15 protein-coding genes and 1 pseudogene are annotated in these 19469 nt (G+C 71.4%); 7 read left to right on the top strand and 9 right to left on the bottom strand.

Annotated features, from left to right (window positions below):
• The 6 genes and pseudogenes from AIIKEEIJ_RS02165 to AIIKEEIJ_RS02140 all read left to right on the top strand — a co-directional run.
• On the top strand, positions 1-1961 hold a 1961-nt coding region (locus AIIKEEIJ_RS02165), incomplete at its 5' end, for a RecQ family ATP-dependent DNA helicase (protein WP_238406167.1).
• Positions 1962-2210: 249 nt separating this feature from the next.
• The gene (ectA, locus tag AIIKEEIJ_RS02160; protein ID WP_006937213.1) at positions 2211-2642 is read left to right on the top strand and encodes a diaminobutyrate acetyltransferase; all 432 of its coding nucleotides are present in this window, start codon (positions 2211-2213) and stop codon (positions 2640-2642) included.
• Between the two features lie 43 nt (positions 2643-2685).
• Positions 2686-3966: pseudogene (gene ectB / locus AIIKEEIJ_RS02155) on the top strand (diaminobutyrate--2-oxoglutarate transaminase).
• A 55-nt stretch (positions 3967-4021) separates the two neighbouring features.
• Entirely contained in the window at positions 4022-4417 is a 396-nt protein-coding gene (locus tag AIIKEEIJ_RS02150; protein WP_006937217.1) for an ectoine synthase, read from the top strand.
• Positions 4418-4466: 49 nt separating this feature from the next.
• On the top strand, positions 4467-5402 hold the full coding sequence (locus AIIKEEIJ_RS02145; protein WP_006937219.1) for a D-isomer specific 2-hydroxyacid dehydrogenase family protein: 936 nt from the start codon (positions 4467-4469) through the stop codon (positions 5400-5402).
• A 21-nt stretch (positions 5403-5423) separates the two neighbouring features.
• Complete coding sequence (locus AIIKEEIJ_RS02140; RefSeq protein WP_161994839.1) at positions 5424-6257, top strand: NAD-dependent protein deacetylase; 834 nt, start codon at positions 5424-5426, stop codon at positions 6255-6257.
• A gap of 10 nt (positions 6258-6267) precedes the next feature.
• Here the strand turns inward: AIIKEEIJ_RS02140 and proB are convergent, their stop codons facing one another.
• The 9 genes from proB to AIIKEEIJ_RS02095 form a co-directional block, all read right to left on the bottom strand.
• Positions 6268-7368 (bottom strand): glutamate 5-kinase, encoded by a 1101-nt coding sequence (gene proB, locus AIIKEEIJ_RS02135; protein ID WP_006937225.1) that lies wholly within the window; start codon positions 7366-7368, stop codon positions 6268-6270.
• 32 nt (positions 7369-7400) lie between these two features.
• Positions 7401-8858, bottom strand: a complete 1458-nt coding sequence (obgE, locus tag AIIKEEIJ_RS02130; protein ID WP_006937227.1) for a GTPase ObgE — start codon at positions 8856-8858, stop codon at positions 7401-7403.
• A gap of 200 nt (positions 8859-9058) precedes the next feature.
• Positions 9059-9322, bottom strand: coding sequence for a 50S ribosomal protein L27 (gene rpmA / locus AIIKEEIJ_RS02125; protein WP_006937229.1), 264 nt, complete (start codon positions 9320-9322; stop codon positions 9059-9061).
• A 36-nt stretch (positions 9323-9358) separates the two neighbouring features.
• Entirely contained in the window at positions 9359-9670 is a 312-nt protein-coding gene (gene rplU / locus AIIKEEIJ_RS02120; protein ID WP_006937230.1) for a 50S ribosomal protein L21, read from the bottom strand.
• A gap of 167 nt (positions 9671-9837) precedes the next feature.
• Positions 9838-12945: a translation initiation factor IF-2 N-terminal domain-containing protein gene (locus tag AIIKEEIJ_RS02115; protein WP_161994838.1), complete on the bottom strand. Its 3108-nt coding sequence runs from the start codon at positions 12943-12945 to the stop codon at positions 9838-9840.
• Positions 12946-13330: 385 nt separating this feature from the next.
• Positions 13331-13750 (bottom strand): nucleoside-diphosphate kinase, encoded by a 420-nt coding sequence (gene ndk / locus AIIKEEIJ_RS02110; protein ID WP_006937234.1) that lies wholly within the window; start codon positions 13748-13750, stop codon positions 13331-13333.
• Between the two features lie 16 nt (positions 13751-13766).
• On the bottom strand, positions 13767-14192 hold the full coding sequence (locus tag AIIKEEIJ_RS02105) for a DUF4233 domain-containing protein (protein WP_006937236.1): 426 nt from the start codon (positions 14190-14192) through the stop codon (positions 13767-13769).
• Positions 14189-15622: a bifunctional tetrahydrofolate synthase/dihydrofolate synthase gene (gene folC, locus AIIKEEIJ_RS02100; protein ID WP_006937237.1), complete on the bottom strand. Its 1434-nt coding sequence runs from the start codon at positions 15620-15622 to the stop codon at positions 14189-14191. The genes AIIKEEIJ_RS02105 and folC overlap by 4 nt, the downstream gene beginning before the upstream one ends.
• Positions 15619-18294 (bottom strand): valine--tRNA ligase, encoded by a 2676-nt coding sequence (locus AIIKEEIJ_RS02095; RefSeq protein ID WP_161994837.1) that lies wholly within the window; start codon positions 18292-18294, stop codon positions 15619-15621. The genes folC and AIIKEEIJ_RS02095 overlap by 4 nt, the downstream gene beginning before the upstream one ends.
• A gap of 101 nt (positions 18295-18395) precedes the next feature.
• On the opposite strand from AIIKEEIJ_RS02095, the gene AIIKEEIJ_RS02090 reads away from it, so the two are divergent.
• Positions 18396-19346 (top strand): TIGR03621 family F420-dependent LLM class oxidoreductase, encoded by a 951-nt coding sequence (locus tag AIIKEEIJ_RS02090; RefSeq protein ID WP_161994836.1) that lies wholly within the window; start codon positions 18396-18398, stop codon positions 19344-19346.
• Positions 19347-19469 lie beyond the last annotated feature (123 nt).

Genomic DNA, 19469 nt, shown 5'->3' with positions numbered 1-19469 from the left:
GATTGCTCTATCGCACCGGCGATGTGGCGCGCTGGGCGGTCTCGGGTGACCTCGAGTACCTCGGCCGCGCGGACGACCAGGTCAAGATCCGTGGCTTCCGGATCGAGCTCGGCGAGGTCGAGTCGGCGCAGCGCGCGGGCGTCCGCGCGGCCACGATCAATTCCGGCAACGTCACCGAGTGGGAGGAGATCCACCGGCAGGTCGCCGAGGGCGCGGTGGACGTCCTGCTCGTCAGCCCGGAGCGGCTCAACAACCCGGACTTCCGCGACCAGGTGCTGCCGGCGCTCGCCCGCGACGCCGGACTGGTGGTGGTCGACGAGGCGCACTGCGTCTCGGACTGGGGACACGACTTCCGGCCGGACTACCGGCGCATCCGCACCCTCGTCACCGAAATCGGCGAGGGCATTCCGGTGCTCGCGACCACCGCGACCGCGAACGACCGGGTCGTGGCGGACGTGGCCGCGCAGCTCGGCGTCGGGGAGGGCACGGGCGAGACCCTGGTGCTGCGCGGTGGTCTCGACCGGCCGTCGCTGCACCTGTCGGTGCTGCGGATCGACGAACCCGCGCGCCGGGCGGCGTGGCTCGCCCAGCACCTCGACGAGCTGCCCGGTTCCGGGATCGTCTACACCCTCACCGTGTCGGCCGCGCACGACCTGGCCGCGCTGCTCTCCGAGCACGGTCACACCGTCGCGGCATACACGGGGCAGTCCGATCCGGCCGAGCGGGAGCAGCGGGAGGCGGACCTCCTCGCCAACCGGGTCAAGGCCCTGATCGCCACCTCCGCCCTGGGCATGGGTTTCGACAAGCCGGACCTCGGGTTCGTGGTGCACCTGGGAGCACCGTCCTCACCCATCTCCTACTACCAGCAGGTCGGTCGCGCGGGCCGTGCGACCGAGCGGGCGGAGGTGATCCTGCTTCCGGGCCCCGAGGACCGGCAGATCTGGAGCTGGTTCGCGTCGGTGGCCTTCCCGGGGGAGGAGGTGGTGCGGCGGGTGATCGAGGTGCTCGAGCCGGAGCGGCCGCAGTCCACGCAGGCCCTCGAGCCGTTGGTCGACCTCAACCGGTCCCGGCTGGAGATGGTGCTCAAGGTGCTCGACGTGGACGGTGCGGTACGCCGGGTGAAGGGCGGCTGGATCGCCACCGGCGTGCCCTGGGAGTACGACGCCGCCCGGTACGCGACGCTCGAGCGGGCCCGCGAGGCCGAGCAGGAGGCGATGCTCGAGTACGAGCGGACCACCCGGTGCCGGATGGTGTTCCTGCGCACCCAGCTCGACGATCCCGACCTGACGTCCGACACCCCGGGCTGCGGGCGGTGCGACAACTGCTGCGGGGCGCGGTGGCCGGCGGACGTCGACGACACCGAGCTGGGCCGGGTGCGGGCCCGGCTGGACCGGCCGGGGGTGGACCTGCCGCCGCGGCGGCAGTGGCCGACGGGAATGGCCAAACTCGGCGTGGCATTGTCCGGGAAGATCACCGACGGGCCCGAGCCGGGCCGGGTACTCGGCCGGCTGTCGGACCTCGGATGGGGTCCGCGGCTGCGGGCGCTGCTGGACGGCCCCGACGCGCCGGTGCCCGACGCGGTGGTGCAGGCCGCCGTGGCGGTGCTCAAGGCGTGGGACTGGTCGGATCGCCCGACCGCGGTGATGGCCGTGGAGTCGGCGACCCATCCTCGCCTGGTCGGTTCCCTCGCGGCGCGGCTGGCGCAGCTCGGCCGGCTCGAGGATCTCGGCGTGCTGCGTGCCCGGCCCGGCCGGCCCCCGGTGACGGCAGCCAACTCGGCGTACCGGATCGCCGGCCTCGTGGACGCGTGGGAGAGCCCCGACCTCAGCGGAACCCGGGGGCCGATCCTGCTCGTCGACGCGGTCACCGACACCGGCTGGACGATGACGATGGCGGCGCGGACCCTGATCCGGGCCGGGGCCTCCGCGGTGCTGCCGCTGGCGCTGGCGAGCCCGAAATAATCGCCGCGCTCGGCCCGGGCGCTACACGAAGTGACTCTTCTCACATGGGTGTCTCACCTGCGCGGAGCCGGGGTACCCGGCGACGGATCCCGACAAGGCGGGTGAATCCCGCCCACGAAGTTGTTAGGTTCGAGACCGCTTATGACGCCTGTGACGCAAAGAAGTACCCCGCCCCGTACGCCCGCCGAAACGGCGAGCGCGCCGACCGAGCCGAATTTCCGCGCACCGCGTATTTCCGACGGAATTCGCATGTGGCAGATCGCGCGTGATTCGAAAGTGCTCGACGTCAATTCCAGTTATGCATACGTGCTCTGGTGCCGCGATTTCGCGGCGACCTCGGTCGTCGCCACCGGCGGGGACGACGAGGCGGTGGGTTTCGTCAGCGGCTACCGCCGTCCCGAGTCGCCGAACACGCTGTTCGTCTGGCAGGTGGCCGTCGACCAGGCCCAGCGCGGCCGCGGCATCGCCGGCCGGATGCTCGACAGCCTGTGGGACCGGCTCGCCGACACCGGCGTGAACCGGCTCGAGACGACCGTCAGCCCGGACAACGAGGCGTCCATCGCGCTGTTCACCGCGCTCGCCCGGCGACGCGGACTGCGCATCACCCGGAGCGAATTGTTCACCCCTTCGGATTTTCCCGATTCCCACATGGCCGAGGATCTCTACACGATCGGCGAATGAATACACGACCGGCGAAAGCGAATTCGCCGCAGGAGGACGACGAATGACCATCCTGGAGCACCCCGAAACCCCCGCCAAGCACAGCGTTTTCGATTACCTCGAATCCGAGGTGCGCAGCTACAGCCGCGGCTGGCCGACCGTGTTCGAAACGGCGTCCGGATCGTGGCTCCGCGACGAGAACGGCAAGGACTACCTCGACTTCTTCGCCGGCGCGGGAGCCCTCAACTACGGGCACAACAACCCGGTCCTGAAGACCGCGCTCGTGGACTACATCATGGGTGACGGCATCACCCACGGCCTCGACATGTCCACCGTCGCCAAGCGGGAACTGCTCGAGTCGTTCGAGAGCCACATCCTGGCCCCCCGCGGCCTCGACTACTAGGTCCAGTTCCCCGGCCCGACGGGCACCAACTCGGTCGAGGCGGCGCTCAAGCTCGCCCGCAAGGTCACCGGCCGCGAGTCGATCATCAACTTCACCAACGCATTCCACGGGATGACCCTGGGTGCGCTGTCGGTGACGGGCAACTCCATGAAGCGGGCCGGGGCCGGTGTGCCGCTGGTGCACGCCACCCCGATGCCGTTCGACAACTACTTCGACGGCGTCACCGAGGACTTCCACTGGTTCTCCCGCGTGCTCGACGACTCCGGCAGCGGTCTGAACCGCCCGGCGGCGGTGATCGTGGAGACCGTGCAGGGCGAGGGCGGCGTGAACGTCGCCCGCCCCGAGTGGCTGCGTGCCCTCGCGGATCTGTGCGCCGAGCGCGACATCCTGCTCATCGTCGACGACGTGCAGATGGGGTGCGGCCGCACCGGCCCGTTCTTCTCGTTCGAGGTCGCCGGGATCACCCCGGACATCGTGACCCTGTCGAAGTCGATCGGCGGGTACGGCCTGCCGCTGGCGCTCACGCTGTTCAAGCGCGACCTCGATGTGTGGGGCCCGGGCGAGCACAACGGCACGTTCCGCGGCAACAACCCGGCGTTCGTCACCGCGGCGAAGGCGCTGCAGCACTACTGGGCCGACGACCACCTCGAGCGCGAGACGCTGCGCAAGGGCGAGCGGATCCGGCAGACCTTCATGAACCTGTCCGACATGTTCGACGGCGTCTCCACCCGCGGTCGCGGCATGGTTCAGGGCCTGGTCTTCGACGAGCCGAACGACGCCCAGAAGGTGTGCGCCCTCGCGTTCGAGCAGGGCCTGCTCGCGGAGACCTCCGGCCCCTCCGACGAGGTCGTCAAGCTGCTTCCGCCGCTGACGATCAGCGACGACGAGCTCGAGCACGGTCTGAACATCCTGTGCGAGGCCACCTCGGTGGTCCGGGCCTGACCCCCAGCCGCCGTCGACCCATGCACGAGAAGACAAGCTTCCGAAGGACTTACGTATGATCGTCCGTACCACCGAGGAAATCACCGGCACCGAGCGCGACATCACGTCGGACAACGGCAACTGGCGCAGCAAGCGCATCGTGCTCGGCGGCGACAAGGTCGGGTTCTCGTTCCACGAGACCACGATCGAGGCCGGCACCGTCAACGAGTTCCACTACGCGAACCACATCGAGGCGGTGTGGCTCATCGAGGGCACCGGCACCCTCACCGACCTCGAGACCGGCACCGTGTACCCGCTCGCACCCGGCACGATGTACCTGCTCAACGGCCATGAGCGGCACCGCGTCGAGCCGGACACCCGGATGCGCATGTTCTGCGTGTTCAACCCGCCGGTCACCGGCCGGGAAGTCCACGACGAGAACGGCGTGTACCCCCTCGTCGAGGTCGTCTGAGTGCCCGCAGCGAGTGACCGGCCGGGCGTTCGCGCCTAGAGTCGGAGCCATGACCTACGAGCGACAGCCGCGCATCGCCGTCGGCCCCGCCCCGGACATCGTGTTCGACCGGGCGATCGGGGCCGGCGGCGGTCGCGTGTGCGGGTTCGACGACCGCCCGGACGCGGTGGTCTGGACCGCCGGACCGGACGAGTTCCCCGCGGTGCTGCCGGCGTCGGTGCGGTGGGTTCAGCTGCCCGCCGCCGGCGTGGAGGACTGGTTCGACGCCGGCGTCATCCGCGCTCACCCCCAGGTGACGTGGACGTCGGCCGCCGGGGCGTTCGCCGCGACGGTCGCCGAACACGCGCTCATGCTGCTGCTCGCCGGCGTGCGGGCGCTGCCCGACCACCTGGCGGCCACGTCGTGGACGCCGAGCGTGTTCTACCCCCAGCTGGGCACCCTGCGCGGCGCCACCGTCGGGATCATCGGCGCGGGTGGCATCGGCCGGGCCCTGATCCCCATGCTCGGTTCGCTCGGCGCCCAGGCGCTCGCGGTCACCCGCAGCGGCCGCCCCGTCCCGGGCGCCGTGGAGACGGTCCCCGTCGCACGGATCGACGAAGTATGGCCCCGCGCAGACCATTTCGTGATCGCCGCCCCCGCCACGGCCGAGACCGAGCAACTGGTGGGCGCCGACGAGCTGGCCGCAATGAAGCCGACCGCCTGGGTGATCAACGTTGCCCGCGGCAGCCTCGTCGACACCGACGCGCTGGTGGACGCCCTGAGCCGCCGCGTCATCGCGGGCGCCGGCCTGGACGTCACGGACCCGGAACCGCTGCCGGACGGGCACCCGCTGTGGTCGCTGCGCAACGCCATGATCACCCCGCACGACTCCAATCCCCCGGCGCTGCGCATCCCCGCGTTCGCCGAGCACGTGACCGAGAACGTCACGCGCTTCGCGACCGGCCTCGATCTCGCCGCGGTCGTCGACCCGAGCGCCGGGTACTGACACGCCGCTACCCTGGACGGGGTGATCAAACCGCTGCACCACCTGCTCGACGGCCGGCGGTTGTGCGTGCTCACCGGCGCGGGCATCTCGACCGACTCCGGCATCCCGGACTACCGCAGCCCCGGCGCGCCACCCCGCAACCCGATGACCTATCAGCAGTTCGTCGGGGATCCGGAATTCCGGCGCCGCTACTGGGCGCGCAACCATGTCGGGTGGCGGCACATGGACTCCGCACGGCCGAACGCCGGGCACCGCGCCCTCGCCGCGCTCGAACGCCGCGGCACCGTCCTGGGCGTCCTGACCCAGAACGTGGACCTGCTGCACACCAAGGCCGGGAGCCGGCGGGTGATCGACCTGCACGGCTGCTACGCGCAGGTGCGCTGCCTGGCGTGCGACCTCCGGATCTCGCGCTTCACCCTCGCCGAGCGGCTCACCGCCGCCAATCCGGGCTTCCTCGAACGGGTTCGGGGGACGACGGGTCTCGAGGTGGCGCCGGACGCCGACGCGGTCGTCGACGACACCGGCAGCTTCCGCATGGTGGACTGCGAGCGGTGCGGGGGGATGCTCAAGCCGGACATCGTCTACTTCGGTGAATCGGTGCCACGCGAGCGCGTGGAGCGCGCCTTCGCGCTCGTCGACGAGGCGGAGGCCCTGCTCGTGGTCGGCAGTTCCCTGACGGTGATGTCCGGGTTGCGGTTCGTGCGGCACGCCGCCAAGCGCCGCATGCCGGTGGCCGTGGTCAACCGTGGCGTCACGCGCGGCGATCCCCTCGCCACCGTGAAGGTCGACGCGGGCTGCTCGGAGGTGCTCACGGCCCTGGTCACCGCGGCACCGGCGGCCACCTCCGGCCGGTGACCGCCCGCGCCTACAGCGTCACGAGATCGTCCGCGTGCACCACCGGCCGCTGCAGGTCCGCCGGCAGCTGCCGCGTGGAGAACCCGATCATCCAGTCCAGCTCGGCGGCATCGTAGGCCACCACGCCGCGCCCCACCGTGCGGCCGTCGGGACCGACCAGCGCCACCACGTCCCCACCGTGGAAGCGCCCGCTCATTCCCGTGATGCCCGCCGCGAGCAGCGAGCGGCGCCGTTCCACCACCGCCCGTACCGCGCCCGCGTCCAGGTGCAGGGTGCCGTGGGTGTCGGCGGCGTGCCGCACCCAGAAACGCCGCGCCGACATCCGGTCGGGCCGGGCCGCGAACGCAGTGCCCACATCCGCGGCACCGAGGGCACGGTCGGCCTGCGACGCGGCGGTGAGCAGCACCGGCACACCCGAATCCGCGGCCAGGCGCGCGGCGGACAGCTTCGACGCCATCCCGCCCGTGCCGAGGGCGCCCCCGGACCCGGCGACGACGCCGTCGAGGTCCTCCGGGCTCGTCACCTCCGCGATGAGGTGGGCGTCGCCCTTACGGGGATCGCCGTCGTAGAGGCCGTCGACGTCGGAGAGCAGGATCAGCGCGTCGGCGCCGACGAGGTGCGCGACGAGCGCGGCGAGGCGATCGTTGTCGCCGAACCTCAGCTCGGCGGTCGCGACGGTGTCGTTCTCGTTGACCACGGGCACGGCGTGCAGCGCGCGCAGCCGGTCGAGGGTGCGCTGGGCATTGCGGTGCTGGGTGCGCCGCGCGATGTCGTCGGCCGTGAGCAGCACCTGCCCGACGGTGCGGCCGTACCGGGCGAAGGAGGTGCCCCACGCGTGGGCCAGGGCAAGCTGTCCGACGCTGGCCGCGGCCTGCTTGGTGGCCAGGTCGCGGGGCCGGATGGTCAGGCCCAGCGGAGCGAGGCCGGCGCCGACCGCGCCGGAGGACACCACCACGACGTCCGAGCCGGAGCGCATGCGCTCTTCGAGAGCGTCGACCAGGCAGTCGAGGCGGTCCCGGTCGAGGCCGCCGACCAGGCTGGTGATGGCGGACGAGCCGATCTTCACCACGACGCGGCGCGCGCCGGCGACGGCCTCCCGGGTATCGCTCACGATCTCCTGCTTCTGGGCTCGAGGTGCGGTGGTCAGAACTCGTCGTCGTCGGTCGCGAGACCGCGGCGGACCCGCTTGGCGTGGCGGCGTTCGGCGGCGCCGACCCGATCGACCTGGTCGAGGCGGGCGTCGGTGCCCCGGCCGGTGGGCACGACGTCCACGCCGGCCTGGGTCTGCGGCTCCCACTCGAACGAGACGTCGCCGATGGTGACGGAGGCACCCGGTTCGGCGCCCTGCTTGACGAGTTCGTCCTCGACACCGAGGCGGGCGAGCCGATCCGCGAGGTAGCCGACGGCCTCGTCGTTGTCGAACGCCGTCTGACGCACCCAGCGCTCGGGCCGGGTGCCGCGCACGATGAAGCCACCCGGCGTCTCGGGGTCGGCGACGACGCTGAAGCCGGTCTCGTCGACGGCGACGGGCCGGATGACCGGCCGCCGCGGCGCGGCCGGCGGATGCGCCTGCCGGTACTCCTCCACCATCCGCGCCAACGCGAAGGTCAGCGGCCGCAGCCCTTCCCGGCTGACGGCGGAGATCCGGAACACCGGCCAGCCCCGCTCCTCGAGCTCGGGGGTGACGAAATCGGCGAGTTCCGCGGCGTCCGGCACGTCGACCTTGTTGAGGATGACGATGCGGGGACGATCGGCGAGGTCGCCCAGGCTGCTGTCGCCGGACAACGCCGGCTGGTAGGCGGCCAGCTCGGCCTCGAGTGCGTCGATGTCGGAGACGGGATCGCGCCCCGGCTCGAGCGTCGCGCAGTCGACGACGTGCGCGAGCACGGCGCAGCGCTCGAGGTGACGCAGGAAGTCCAGGCCGAGACCGCGGCCCTGGCTGGCGCCGGGGATCAGGCCCGGCACGTCGGCGACGGTGAACGTGGTGTCGCCCGACTGCACGACCCCGAGGTTGGGAACGAGGGTGGTGAACGGGTAGTCGGCGATCTTCGGCTTGGCCGCGGAGAGCACCGACACCAGCGAGGACTTGCCGGCGGACGGGAACCCGACCAGCCCGACGTCGGCGACGGACTTGAGTTCGAGGACGAGGTCGCGCTCCTCCCCCTCCTCGCCGAGCAGGGCGAAGCCGGGGGCCTTGCGGGCCTTCGACGCCAGGGCCGCGTTGCCGAGGCCGCCGCGGCCACCGTGGGCGGCGACGAAGCGAGTGCCGGCGCCGACCATGTCGGCCAGGATCCGGCCGTCCTTGTCGAGCACGACGGTGCCGTCGGGCACCTTGAGCACGAGGTCGCCGCCGTTGGCGCCGTCGCGGTTGCTGCCCGCGCCCTGCGTGCCGTTCGTGGCTTTCGCGTGCTGGTGGAAGTGGAAGTCGAGGAGGGTGTGGACCCCCTCGTCCACCTCGAGCACGACGTTGCCGCCGTTGCCGCCGTTACCGCCGTCGGGGCCGCCGAGCGGCTTGAACTTCTCGCGATGGACGGAGGCGCAGCCGTTACCACCCTTGCCGGCGGTGACGTGCAGCACCACCCGGTCGATGAAGCGGGACATGGGGTGGACCTCCGTCGAATGGTGGAACTGTTGTGTCGACCGGTAGCCCCACTGTGCCGGGACTACCGGAGTTGTGCCGGAACGACCGGTACCGGTCGTCCCGAAAACAGTAGGGGCGGACCCGGGTGTGCGACCCTGGTCCGCCCCTACTGGGAGTATGTGCGAAGGGAACCTCCGCGGTGTCCGATTCGGACGGCAGATCAGGCGTCTGCCGCGACCGGAACGATGTTGACCGTCTTGCGACCACGCTTGGTGCCGAACTCGACGGCACCGGCAGCGAGGGCGAACAGCGTGTCGTCGCCGCCACGGCCGACGTTCACGCCGGGGTGGAAGTGGGTGCCGCGCTGGCGCACCAGGATCTCACCGGCGTTGACGGCCTGGCCGCCGAAGCGCTTGACGCCGAGACGCTGGGCGTTCGAATCGCGACCGTTACGGGAGCTGGATGCGCCCTTCTTGTGTGCCATGACGAACCCTCCTGGGGTTTGAAGCGGAAGCCCGAATTACTTGATGCCGGTGACCTTCAGGACCGTCAGCTTCTGACGGTGACCCTGGCGCTTGTGGTAGCCGGTCTTGTTCTTGAACTTGTGGATGCGGATCTTCGGGCCCTTGGTGTGCTCGACGATCTCGCCGGTGACCGTGACCTTCGCCAGCTTGTCGGCGTCGGTGGTCAGCTCGGCTCCGTCGACGACGAGGACCGGAGCAAGCGAGACAGCAGTGCCGGGCTCACCCTCGATCTTCTCGACCTTGACGAGATCGCCCTCAGCGACCTTGTACTGCTTACCGCCGGTCTTGACGATCGCGTACGTTGCCATCGGACGGCTACCCCTTGCTAGTTCGAACGTGCTCGCGCCACGGTGTGCAACGCGACTGGTCTGGTGTGGTTGCTGACTCGGGGCCCGCCACCTTCCCACATCGGGCGCAGCAGGGCCGTATCGCCGAGTAGCGACTGACCAAGATTACGGGAAGGTGACTGCCAGGGTCAAACCGGGCCCGCGCGGTGTCGGGCCCGGTCGGACCTCATGCCTGTGCTTCGACCGGCGGGCCGGCCCGCGGCCCGGCGACGACGCGGCCGTCGAACGACCACCGGCTCGGCGTTCTCCCCGTCCGGGACCGGCGCGGCGGCCACCGCCGCAGGCTCCGGTGCGGGGGCCGGTGTGGGCACCACGAAGACGGTGCCGGCGCCGGTGCCGTCGCCCGTCGGGGCCGCGGCGGCCCGTGAGACCCGGCGACGGCGACGGGCCGCCGGCTCCGCTGCCTGCTTTTCGGCCTCCGGTGCTTCGGCCGGCCGCGCCTCGCGCGTGTCGGCGGGCCCAGCCTTGCGTGATTCGGCCGGCTCAGCCTTGCGTGTTTCGGCCGGCTCAGCCTCGCGTGTTTCGGCCGGCTGGGCCGGCGCTGCCTGCGCCTGCTCGGCGCCGGATTCCGCCGGGTTCTCGTCGTGGTTCCCGTGGTGCGCAGCCATCGCCAGGGCCACCGGGTGGGCACGCTTGACGGTCGCGTCCACTGTCGCCACCTCGGGTACCGGCGCGGGCGCGGCCGTCTCGGTCGTCGCCGCCTCCGGCTGGGTGCCGCGGTCACGGCCCCGGCGGCGCCGGGAGCCGCTCTCGGCACGGGCGGGCCGCCCACCGTCCTCGGCCGCGCCGGCCTCGACGGGTTCGCTGTGCACGACGATGCCGCGGCCGTGGCAGTGCTCGCACGTGGTGGAGAACGCCTCCACCAGACCCGTGCCGAGCCGCTTGCGCGTCATCTGCACGAGCCCCAGCGAGGTCACCTCGGAAACCTGGTGGCGGGTGCGGTCCCGGCCGAGCGCCTCGGTGAGGCGTCGCAGCACCAGGTCGCGGTTCGACTCGAGCACCATGTCGATGAAGTCGACGACGATCATGCCGCCGATGTCGCGCAGCCGCATCTGCCGCACGATCTCCTCGGCCGCCTCGAGGTTGTTGCGGGTGACGGTCTCTTCGAGATTGCCGCCGGCCCCGGTGAACTTGCCGGTGTTGACGTCGACGACGGTCATCGCCTCGGTGCGATCGATGACGAGCGTGCCACCGGACGGCAGCCACACCTTGCGGTCGAGCGCCTTGGCGAGCTGCTCGTCGATGCGGTGGGCGGCGAACACGTCGCGTCCACCCGAGTCGGGATCGTGCCGCTCCACGCGGGGCACCATGTCCGGTGCGACGGTGCGGATGTAGCTCTCGACGGTGGTCCAGGCGTTCTCGCCCTCGATGACGAGTTTGGAGAAGTCCTCGTTGAACAGGTCGCGAATCACCTTGACCAGCAGGTCGGGCTCTTCGTAGAGGGTCTTCGGCTGCCCCGAGCCGTCGGACTCAAGCTTGGCGGCCTGCTCCTCGATGGAAGCCCACTGCGTCTGCAGGCGCTGCACGTCGCGGGCGAGCTCGTCTTCGCTCACGCCCTCCGCCGCGGTGCGGATGATCACGCCGGCCTCGGCCGGGACGATCTCGCGCAGGATCTCCTTGAGCCGCTTGCGCTCGGTGTCGGGCAGCTTGCGGCTGATGCCGGTGGACGAGCCGCCCGGCACGTACACCAGGAACCGGCCGGCGAGGCTGATCTGCGTGGTCAGGCGGGCGCCCTTGTGCCCGACCGGGTCCTTGCTGACCTGCACGAGCACCCGGTCACCCGGCTTGAGGGCCTGCTCGATCTTGCGGGAGTTGCCGCCGAGCCCGGCGGCCTCCCAGTTGACCTCGCCGGCGTAGAGGACGCCGTTGCGGCCCCTGCCGATGTCGATGAACGCCGCCTCCATCGAGGGAAGCACGTTCTGGACACGGCCGAGGAAGATGTTGCCGACCATCGAACCGGATCCGGCGCTGGTCACGAAGTGCTCGACCAGGACGCCGTCCTCGAGGACCGCGACCTGCGTGATGTTCCCGGGGTGCGCACCGTCACCGGTCTTCTCCCGCACCACCATGACGCGGTCGACGGACTCGCGACGGGCGAGGAACTCCGACTCGGTGAGGATCGGGGGCCGACGGCGGCCCGCGTCCCGGCCGTCGCGGCGGCGCTGGCGCTTGGCCTCGAGCCGGGTGGAACCGGTGATGCCCTGCACCTCGTCCTTGGCGGCGCGGGCCTTGGGCCGCGGCTCGCGCTCGTGGACGACGGTGGGGACCGAGTCGTCCTCGGCGACGGCCTCGGCGCCGTCCGCGCTGCCCTTGCGGCGACGACGACGGCGACGACGGCGCGAGGGACCTTCCGCGGACTCCTCCTCGGCCTCGGCCTGCTCGGCCTCCCCGCCTTCGGCCTCCGGCCCGGCGGTCGCGGCTTCCTCCGTCGTCGGCTCCTCGGCCTCCGTCGGCTCCTCGGCCTCCGCTTCCTCGGCCTCCGCCGCAGCTGTCCCCTCCTCGGCGGTGGTCTCGTCCTGCGTCTCGGGCTGTTCGCCGCGGCCACGGCCACGGCCACGGCGGCCACGACGGCGCCGACGCGGCTCCTCCTCCTCCTCGGCGGTCTCCTCGGCCGGTTCCTCCACCGCGGCGGTCTCCTCGGTGACCTCCTCGGCGACGGCGGGCTCGGGTGCCTCGGCCGCTCGCCGGGAACGGCGTCGACGGGGCGGGGCCTCGACGGGAGTGGTGACCTCCGGCTGCAGGAACAGCGGTGCGCTGACGACGGGCTCGGCGGTGCTCGGTTCCGGCGCGGCTAACACCGGGGTCTCCTGCTCCACGCCGGTGAACAGGGCCGGGGCCGCGGGTGCCTCGACGGACTCCGCGGCGGGTTCCTGAGCGGTAGTGTCCTGGACCGCGGCCGCCGGCTCCTCCACGGGGACCTCGGCGGGCACCGCGACGGCGGCCTCTCCGGCGGGCACCTCGGGCGCCTCACCCACCGGTTCCGGTGCGGCTTCCGCGGTGGGCACCGGTTCGGCCTCGGCCGGCGCGCCGAGCGCGGCGCGGATCTGTTCGGCGAGGTCGCGCTGCAGGCTCGAGTGGGCACTGCGCAGCTCGGTGCCGAGGTCGGCGGCCTTGGCCATGACCTGTTTGCTGGTCAGGCCGAGCAGTTTGGCAAGGGCGTGCACGCGCATCTTCGGCGGCAGCACCACGGTGCCCTCTTCGTTGGAATTGTCGTTCGGCGGCGCTTGTTCGGCCACGTAGGTCTCCTCGGGCCCCCGGGCGCGTCCATCCTCGTCTCGAGCGATGTGACGCGGCCACGCGAGGGCGCTGTCTGTGTGTGCTCGCACCGGGAGGCGCGAGATGTGCGGTCTCGCATCGCGCGGTCGTCCGGTGCCCGTTTTCACTGCACGGCCGAGCGGTGCCTGGCTGGATCGCGGATCGAGCGCCGGTGCATCCAGCGTGCAACCGAGCGAGGTGTCTCCTGCGTCCCCGGTCACAGCGATGTCGGGCATCGATCCGTGATGTCGTTCGGTCGTTCCGCAACACTCGAAGCGGGGCGACCTACCTCAGTATCCCACACAGAGGTCCGTGGATACGCCAACGGCGCCCCGGAGGGCGCCGTGGCGGGGCAGTCGATACGGATCAGGACCCGGCGAGGGCGGGGAACCAGAGGGCGATCTCGCGCTCGGCGGACTCCACCGAGTCGGAGCCGTGCACCAGGTTCTCCCCGGCGTCGAGCCCGAGATCACCGCGGATGGAGCCGGGAACGGCCTTCTCCACCGGATCGGTGCCGCCCGCGAGCTGACGGAACGCGGCGATGGCCCGGGGGCCCTCGAGCACGGCCGCGACCAGCGGGCGCGAGGTGATGAACTCGATCAGGCCGGGGTAGAAGGGTTTGCCCTCGTGCTCGGCGTAGTGGGCGGCGGCCACCTCCTCGGTGGCGGTGCGCAGTTCGAGTGCCACGATGTCGAGTCCCTTGCGCTCGATGCGCGAGAGGATCTCTCCGACATGACGACGGGCCACGCCGTCGGGCTTGATCAGTACCAGGGTCCGCTCAGTCACGCGCACAGCGTAGTGGTCAGCCCCGCTGCCCCGGCAGCAGACCCCGCGCCTCGCGGTCCTTCATGTCCTTGCGCAGGTACAGGATGTAGCCCCAGACCACGCTGAAGAGCACGCCGACGATGCCGAGCGACAGGTCCACCACGAAGCCCAGCAGGGTCAGCACCTGCAGCGCGAGGTTGTACCAGAGCGCCCACGGCCGGCCCTGCAGCCCGGCGCCCGCGATCATCGCGACGGCGAGGAGCACGATGTAGCCGCCCGAGAACCACGTCAGCCCCCCACCGATGACCGCGACGACCGGCAGCACGAGCAGGACCACGATGGCCTCGAGGACGAGCGTGCCGGCCATGACGCCGCGCAGTCCCTTCCACGGGTCCTTCGCCGGGGGCCGGACGGCGGAGTCCCGATCCGGCGATTCGCCGGGGTTGTCAGCTGCCTCGCTCACGCGGGGTCCTTTCCGAAGAGAGTGCGGGCGGCGCCGGCGGTCACCACCGAACCGGTGACCACGACGCCCGCCCCCGATACTGCCTCACCCGGCTCGGCGACCTCCTCGGCGATGGCGATGGCCGTCTCGAGGGCGTCGGGCAGTGTCTGCGCGACCACCACGCGTTCGTCGCCGAACCGGGCCACGGCCAGGTCGGCGAGCTCGTCGACGTCCATGGCCCGCGGCGAACCGTTGTGGGTGACGACGATCTCGTCGAACACCGGCTCGAGCGCGTCGAGCAGGCCGGGCACATCCTTGTCGGCCATCACCGACACCACTCCGACCAGCTTGCGGAAGTCGAACTCGTCGGCCAGGGCCGCGGCGAGCGCCTTCGCCCCGTGGGGGTTGTGGGCGGCGTCGAGGAAGACCGTCGGGGCGCTGCGCACCCGTTCGAGCCGGCCCGGGTTGAGCACCGACGCGAACGCCGCGCGCACCGCGTCGCCGTCGAGCTGCCGGTCGGCGCCGGCGCCGAAGAACGCCTCCACGGCGGCGAGCGCGAGCGAGGCGTTGCGGGCCTGGTGCTCGCCGTGCAGCGGCAGGAAGATGTCGGTGTACACCCCGCCCAGGCCCTGCAGCTCGAGCTGCTGACCCCCCACGGCGATGCGCCGGGCCAGGACCTTGAACTCGGAGCCCTCGCGCGCCACGGCGGCATCCGCCTCGACGGCCCGTCGCAGCAGCACCTCCATCACCTCGGGCTCCTGCTGGGCCAGGACGGCGACGGTGTCGCGGGGAACCAGCCCGTCGTCGGCAGCCTTCTTGATGATCCCGGCCTTCTCCCCCGCGATCGTCGGGAGGTCGGGACCGAGGTACTCGGTGTGGTCGAGCCCGATCGGGGTGATCACCGCGACCTGCGCGTCCACGACGTTGGTGGCGTCCCAGGTGCCACCGAGCCCCACCTCGACGACGGCGACGTCGACGGGAGCCTCGGCGAACGCGGCGAAGGCCATCGCCGTGGTCACCTCGAACTTGCTCATCGCCGGGCCGCCCGCAGCCTGCGACTGGGCGTCGATCATCGCGACGTACGGCTCGAGTTCGCGATAGGTGTCGACGTAGGTGCGCGGCGAGACCGGCGCCCCGTCGATGCTGATCCGCTCGGTGGCCAGCTGCAGGTGCGGGCTCGTGGTGCGGCCGGTCCGCCGGTGCAACCGGGTCAGCAGGGCGTCGATCATCCGGCTCACCGACGTCTTGCCGTTGGTGCCGGCGATCTGGATGGCCGGATAGCTGCGCTGCGGGGATCCGAGCAGATCCATCAGCGCCGCGATCCGGGTGAGCGACGGCTCGATCTTCGTTTCGGGCCAGCGCTTGTCGAGTTCGGCCTCGACGAGGGTCAGCTCGGCCAGGTCGACCGGCGAAGGCTGCGCCGGCGTCGCCGCGGACCGGTCCTCGCTCACGCCGACCCCAGCTCCTGGAGTCGGGCGGTGATCCGGGCGATCTCCTCCTCCGCGATCTGCTTGCGGGCGGTGATCTTCTCGACGACCGCCGCGGGCGCCTTGGCGAGGAACGCCTCGTTGCCGAGCTTGGCGGACGTGCCCGCGAGCTCCTTCTCGGCGACCGCGAGGTCCTTGCCCAGCCGGGCACGCTCGGCCGCCACGTCGACGGTGCCGGAGGTGTCCAGCTCGACGGTGACGGTGGCGCGGGACAGGCGCACCTCGATGGAGGCGGTGGCGGAGAACCCGTCCGCCGGCTCGGTCAGTCGCGCCAGCGACCGCACGGCCGGCACCTGGGCGGCCAGGTCGGCGGCGTCGATCTCGGTGAGCCGCGCGGCGACCTTCTGCGACGGCTTGAGGCCCTGGTCGCTGCGGAAGCGGCGGACCTCGGTGACGAGCTTCTGCAGATCCTCGACGCGGCGCGCGGAGTCGGCGTCGGCCGCGACCCCGCTGGTGCCCGGCCACGACGCGACGACCACGGACTCGCCGCCGGTGAGCACCTTCCAGAGGGTTTCGGTGACGAACGGGATCACCGGGTGCAGCAGGCGCAGCAGCTGGTCGAGGACGTTGCCGAGGACCGCCTTGGTCCCCTCCGCGTACTCGCTGCCGTCGGCGAGCTGCACCTTGGCGAGCTCGAGGTACCAGTCACACACCTCGTCCCACGCGAAGTGGTAGAGCGCCTCGCACGCCTTGGAGAACTCGAACCGTTCGAACGCCTCGTCGACCTCGGCGCGGACCTGCTCGAGCCGGTCGAGGATCCACCGGTCCGCGTCGGTGAGCGCAGCGCGCGCCGGCAGCTCGGTGACGACGGCGCCGTTCATCAGGGCGAACTTGGTCGCGTTGAACAGCTTGTTGGCGAAGTTGCGGGAGGACTGCGCGTGGTCCTCGCCCACGGCGAGGTCGCTCCCGGGGTTGGCGCCGCGGGCCAGGGTGAAGCGCAGTGCGTCGGCGCCGTACCGCTCCACCCAGTCCAGCGGATCGATGCCGTTGCCGCGCGACTTGGACATCTTCTTGCCGTACTGGTCGCGCACGAGGCCGTGCAGGAACAGGTCCTTGAACGGCACCTGGACGCCGGACTTCCCGCCGGCGGTGATCGCCTCGTCGTTCGCGACGTACAGGCCGAACATCATCATCCGGGCCACCCAGAAGAACAGGATGTCGTAACCGGTGACGAGCACGCTTGTGGGATAGAACTTTTCGAGCTCCGGCGTCGTGTCGGGCCAGCCCATCGTGGAGAACGGCCACAGGCCCGAGGAGAACCAGGTGTCGAGCACGTCGGGGTCCTGCTCCCACCCCTCGGGGGCGGTCTGGTCCGGACCGAAGCACTCGACCTCGCCGTCGGGGCCGTACCAGATCGGGATGCGGTGCCCCCACCACAACTGCCGCGAGATGCACCAGTCGTGCATGTTGTCGACCCAGGCGAACCAGCGCGGTTCCTGGCTGGCCGGGTGAATCACGGTGTGGCCGTTGCGGACCGCGTCGCCCGCCGCCTCGGCGAGCGCATCGACCTTGACCCACCACTGCATCGACAGCCGGGGCTCGATGGTCTCGCCGCTGCGCTCGGAGTGACCGACGCTGTGCAGGTAGGGACGCTTCTCGGCGACGACCCGCCCCTGCTCGGCCAGCGCCTCGCGCACCTTGACCCGCGCCTCGAACCGGTCCATGCCGTCGAATTGCGTTCCGGTGTCGGCGATCTTGCCGGCCTTGTCCATGATGGTGGGCATCGGCAGGTTGTGCCGCAGGCCCATCTCGAAGTCGTTGGGGTCGTGCGCGGGCGTGATCTTCACGGCGCCGGTGCCGAATTCGGGGTCGACGTACTCGTCGGCGATCACGGGGATCCGCCGGCCGGTGAGGGGGTGCTCGAGGGTGGTGCCGACCAGGTGCTTGTAGCGCTCGTCGTCCGGGTGCACCGCGACGGCCGTGTCGCCCAGCATCGTCTCCACCCGGGTGGTGGCGACGATCACGTGCGGCTCGTCGTCGTTGAGGGAGCCGTAGCGCAGCGACACGAGTTCGCCCTCGACCTCCTCGAACTTGACCTCGATGTCGGAGATCGCGGTCTGCAGCACGGGCGACCAGTTCACCAGTCGCTCGGCCCGGTAGATCAGCCCGTCGTCGTAGAGCCGCTTGAACATCGTCTGCACGGCCCGCGAAAGGCCCTCGTCCATGGTGAACCGGTCGCGGGACCAGTCGACGCCGTCGCCGATGCGGCGCATCTGGCCCTGGATGGTGCCGCCCGATTCGCGCTTCCAGTCCCAGACCTTGTCGACGAACAGTTCGCGGCCGAAGTCCTCCTTGGCCTTCCCGTCCACCGCGAGCTGCTTCTCGACGACGGTCTGGGTGGCGATGCCGGCGTGGTCCATGCCGGGCAGCCAGAGCACCTCGTAGCCCTGCATGCGTTTGCGGCGCGACAGCGCGTCCATCAGGGTGTGGTCGAGGGCGTGGCCCATGTGCAGGCTTCCGGTGACGTTCGGTGGCGGCAGCACGATCGAGTAGCCGGGCTTGTCGCTGGACGGATCGGCGACGAAGTAACCGGCGTCCACCCAGCCCTGGTACAGCTCGTCCTCTACGGCGCTGGGGTCCCAGCTCTTGGGGAGGGCGTCGGCGGGGTTCTGGTGGTTCTCTGGCGCACTGGTCACCCCGCAATCGTAGTCAGCGGAGGCAAACCGCCTGCACACGCCCCACGGACCCGGAGCGGGCCTGCTGGACTGCGGATCACGGGTACGGCACCGTGAAGGATGTGAACGAGTTCCGCTTCGCCACGAACGTCTTCGCCCTGGAGTCGGCCGGTGCGTTCGCCGGCCGGTGCCGCCGCATCGAGGCCCTCGGGTACGACACGCTGTTCGCCGCGGACCACCTGGGGGTCGCCGCGCCGTTTCCCACGCTCGTCGCCGCGGCGCAGGCGACCGAGCGGCTGCGGGTGGGCACGCTCGTCCTCAACGCCCCGTTCTGGAATTCGGAGCTGCTGGCCCGCGACGTCGCGACCACCGACGTCCTCACCGGCGGCCGGCTCGAGCTCGGCCTCGGCGCCGGGCACATGAAGTGGGAATTCGACGAGGCCGGCATCGGCTGGGAGCCGATCGGCCGCCGCGTCGATCGGCTCGAGGCCCTGATCGACGGTCTGGGGCGCCGCTTCGCGGAGGGTGGGTACCCGCAACAGGCCGAGCTGCGCGCCGGCATGGGCCTGGCACCGCTGCAGCCGGTCCAGCGGCGCGGGTTCGGCGGTACCGGTCCCCCGCTGCTGATCGGCGGCACCGGGGACCGGGTGCTGCAGCTGGCGGCCGAGCGCGCCGACATCGTGGGGGTGGCCGGTGCCGTGCAGGTGCCGGGGCAGGCGCCCGGGGTGCTGCGCATCGCGACGGCCACCGAGGCCGACGAGCGCGTGCGGTTCGCCCGTGAGCGCGCCGGCGCCCGCGCGGACCGCCTCGAGTGGCAGGTGCTGGTCCAGGCGGTCGTGGTGACCGACGACCGAGAGGGCGCGGCGCGGGCACTTCTCGAGCGCTACGGTCCGATGATGAGCGTCGAGGAGCTGCTGGACACGCCGTTCGCACTGATCGGCACGGTGGAACGGATGGCCGATCAGGTCCTGCGCAACCGCGACCGCTACGGCTTCACCTACTACACCGTCCACGGGCCGTATCTCGAGGCCTTCGCCCCGGCGCTGGAGCGGGTGCGGATGCTGGGCGGGTGAGCGTCGCCCCCGGCGGCGATGCTGCTCGAATCCCGAGCCGCGCACCGGTGCGATCCGCGTCGTCAGCCGCGCACCGGCGCGATCCGCGTCAGCCGAGCACCTCGGGCAGTTCCCGGGGGCGCG

The organism is Rhodococcus sp. YH1, assembly GCF_009939605.1.
In the GTDB taxonomy this organism is placed as follows: Bacteria; Actinomycetota; Actinomycetes; order Mycobacteriales; family Mycobacteriaceae; genus Rhodococcus; species Rhodococcus aetherivorans.
This window is presented reverse-complemented; position numbering and strand designations above follow the sequence as displayed.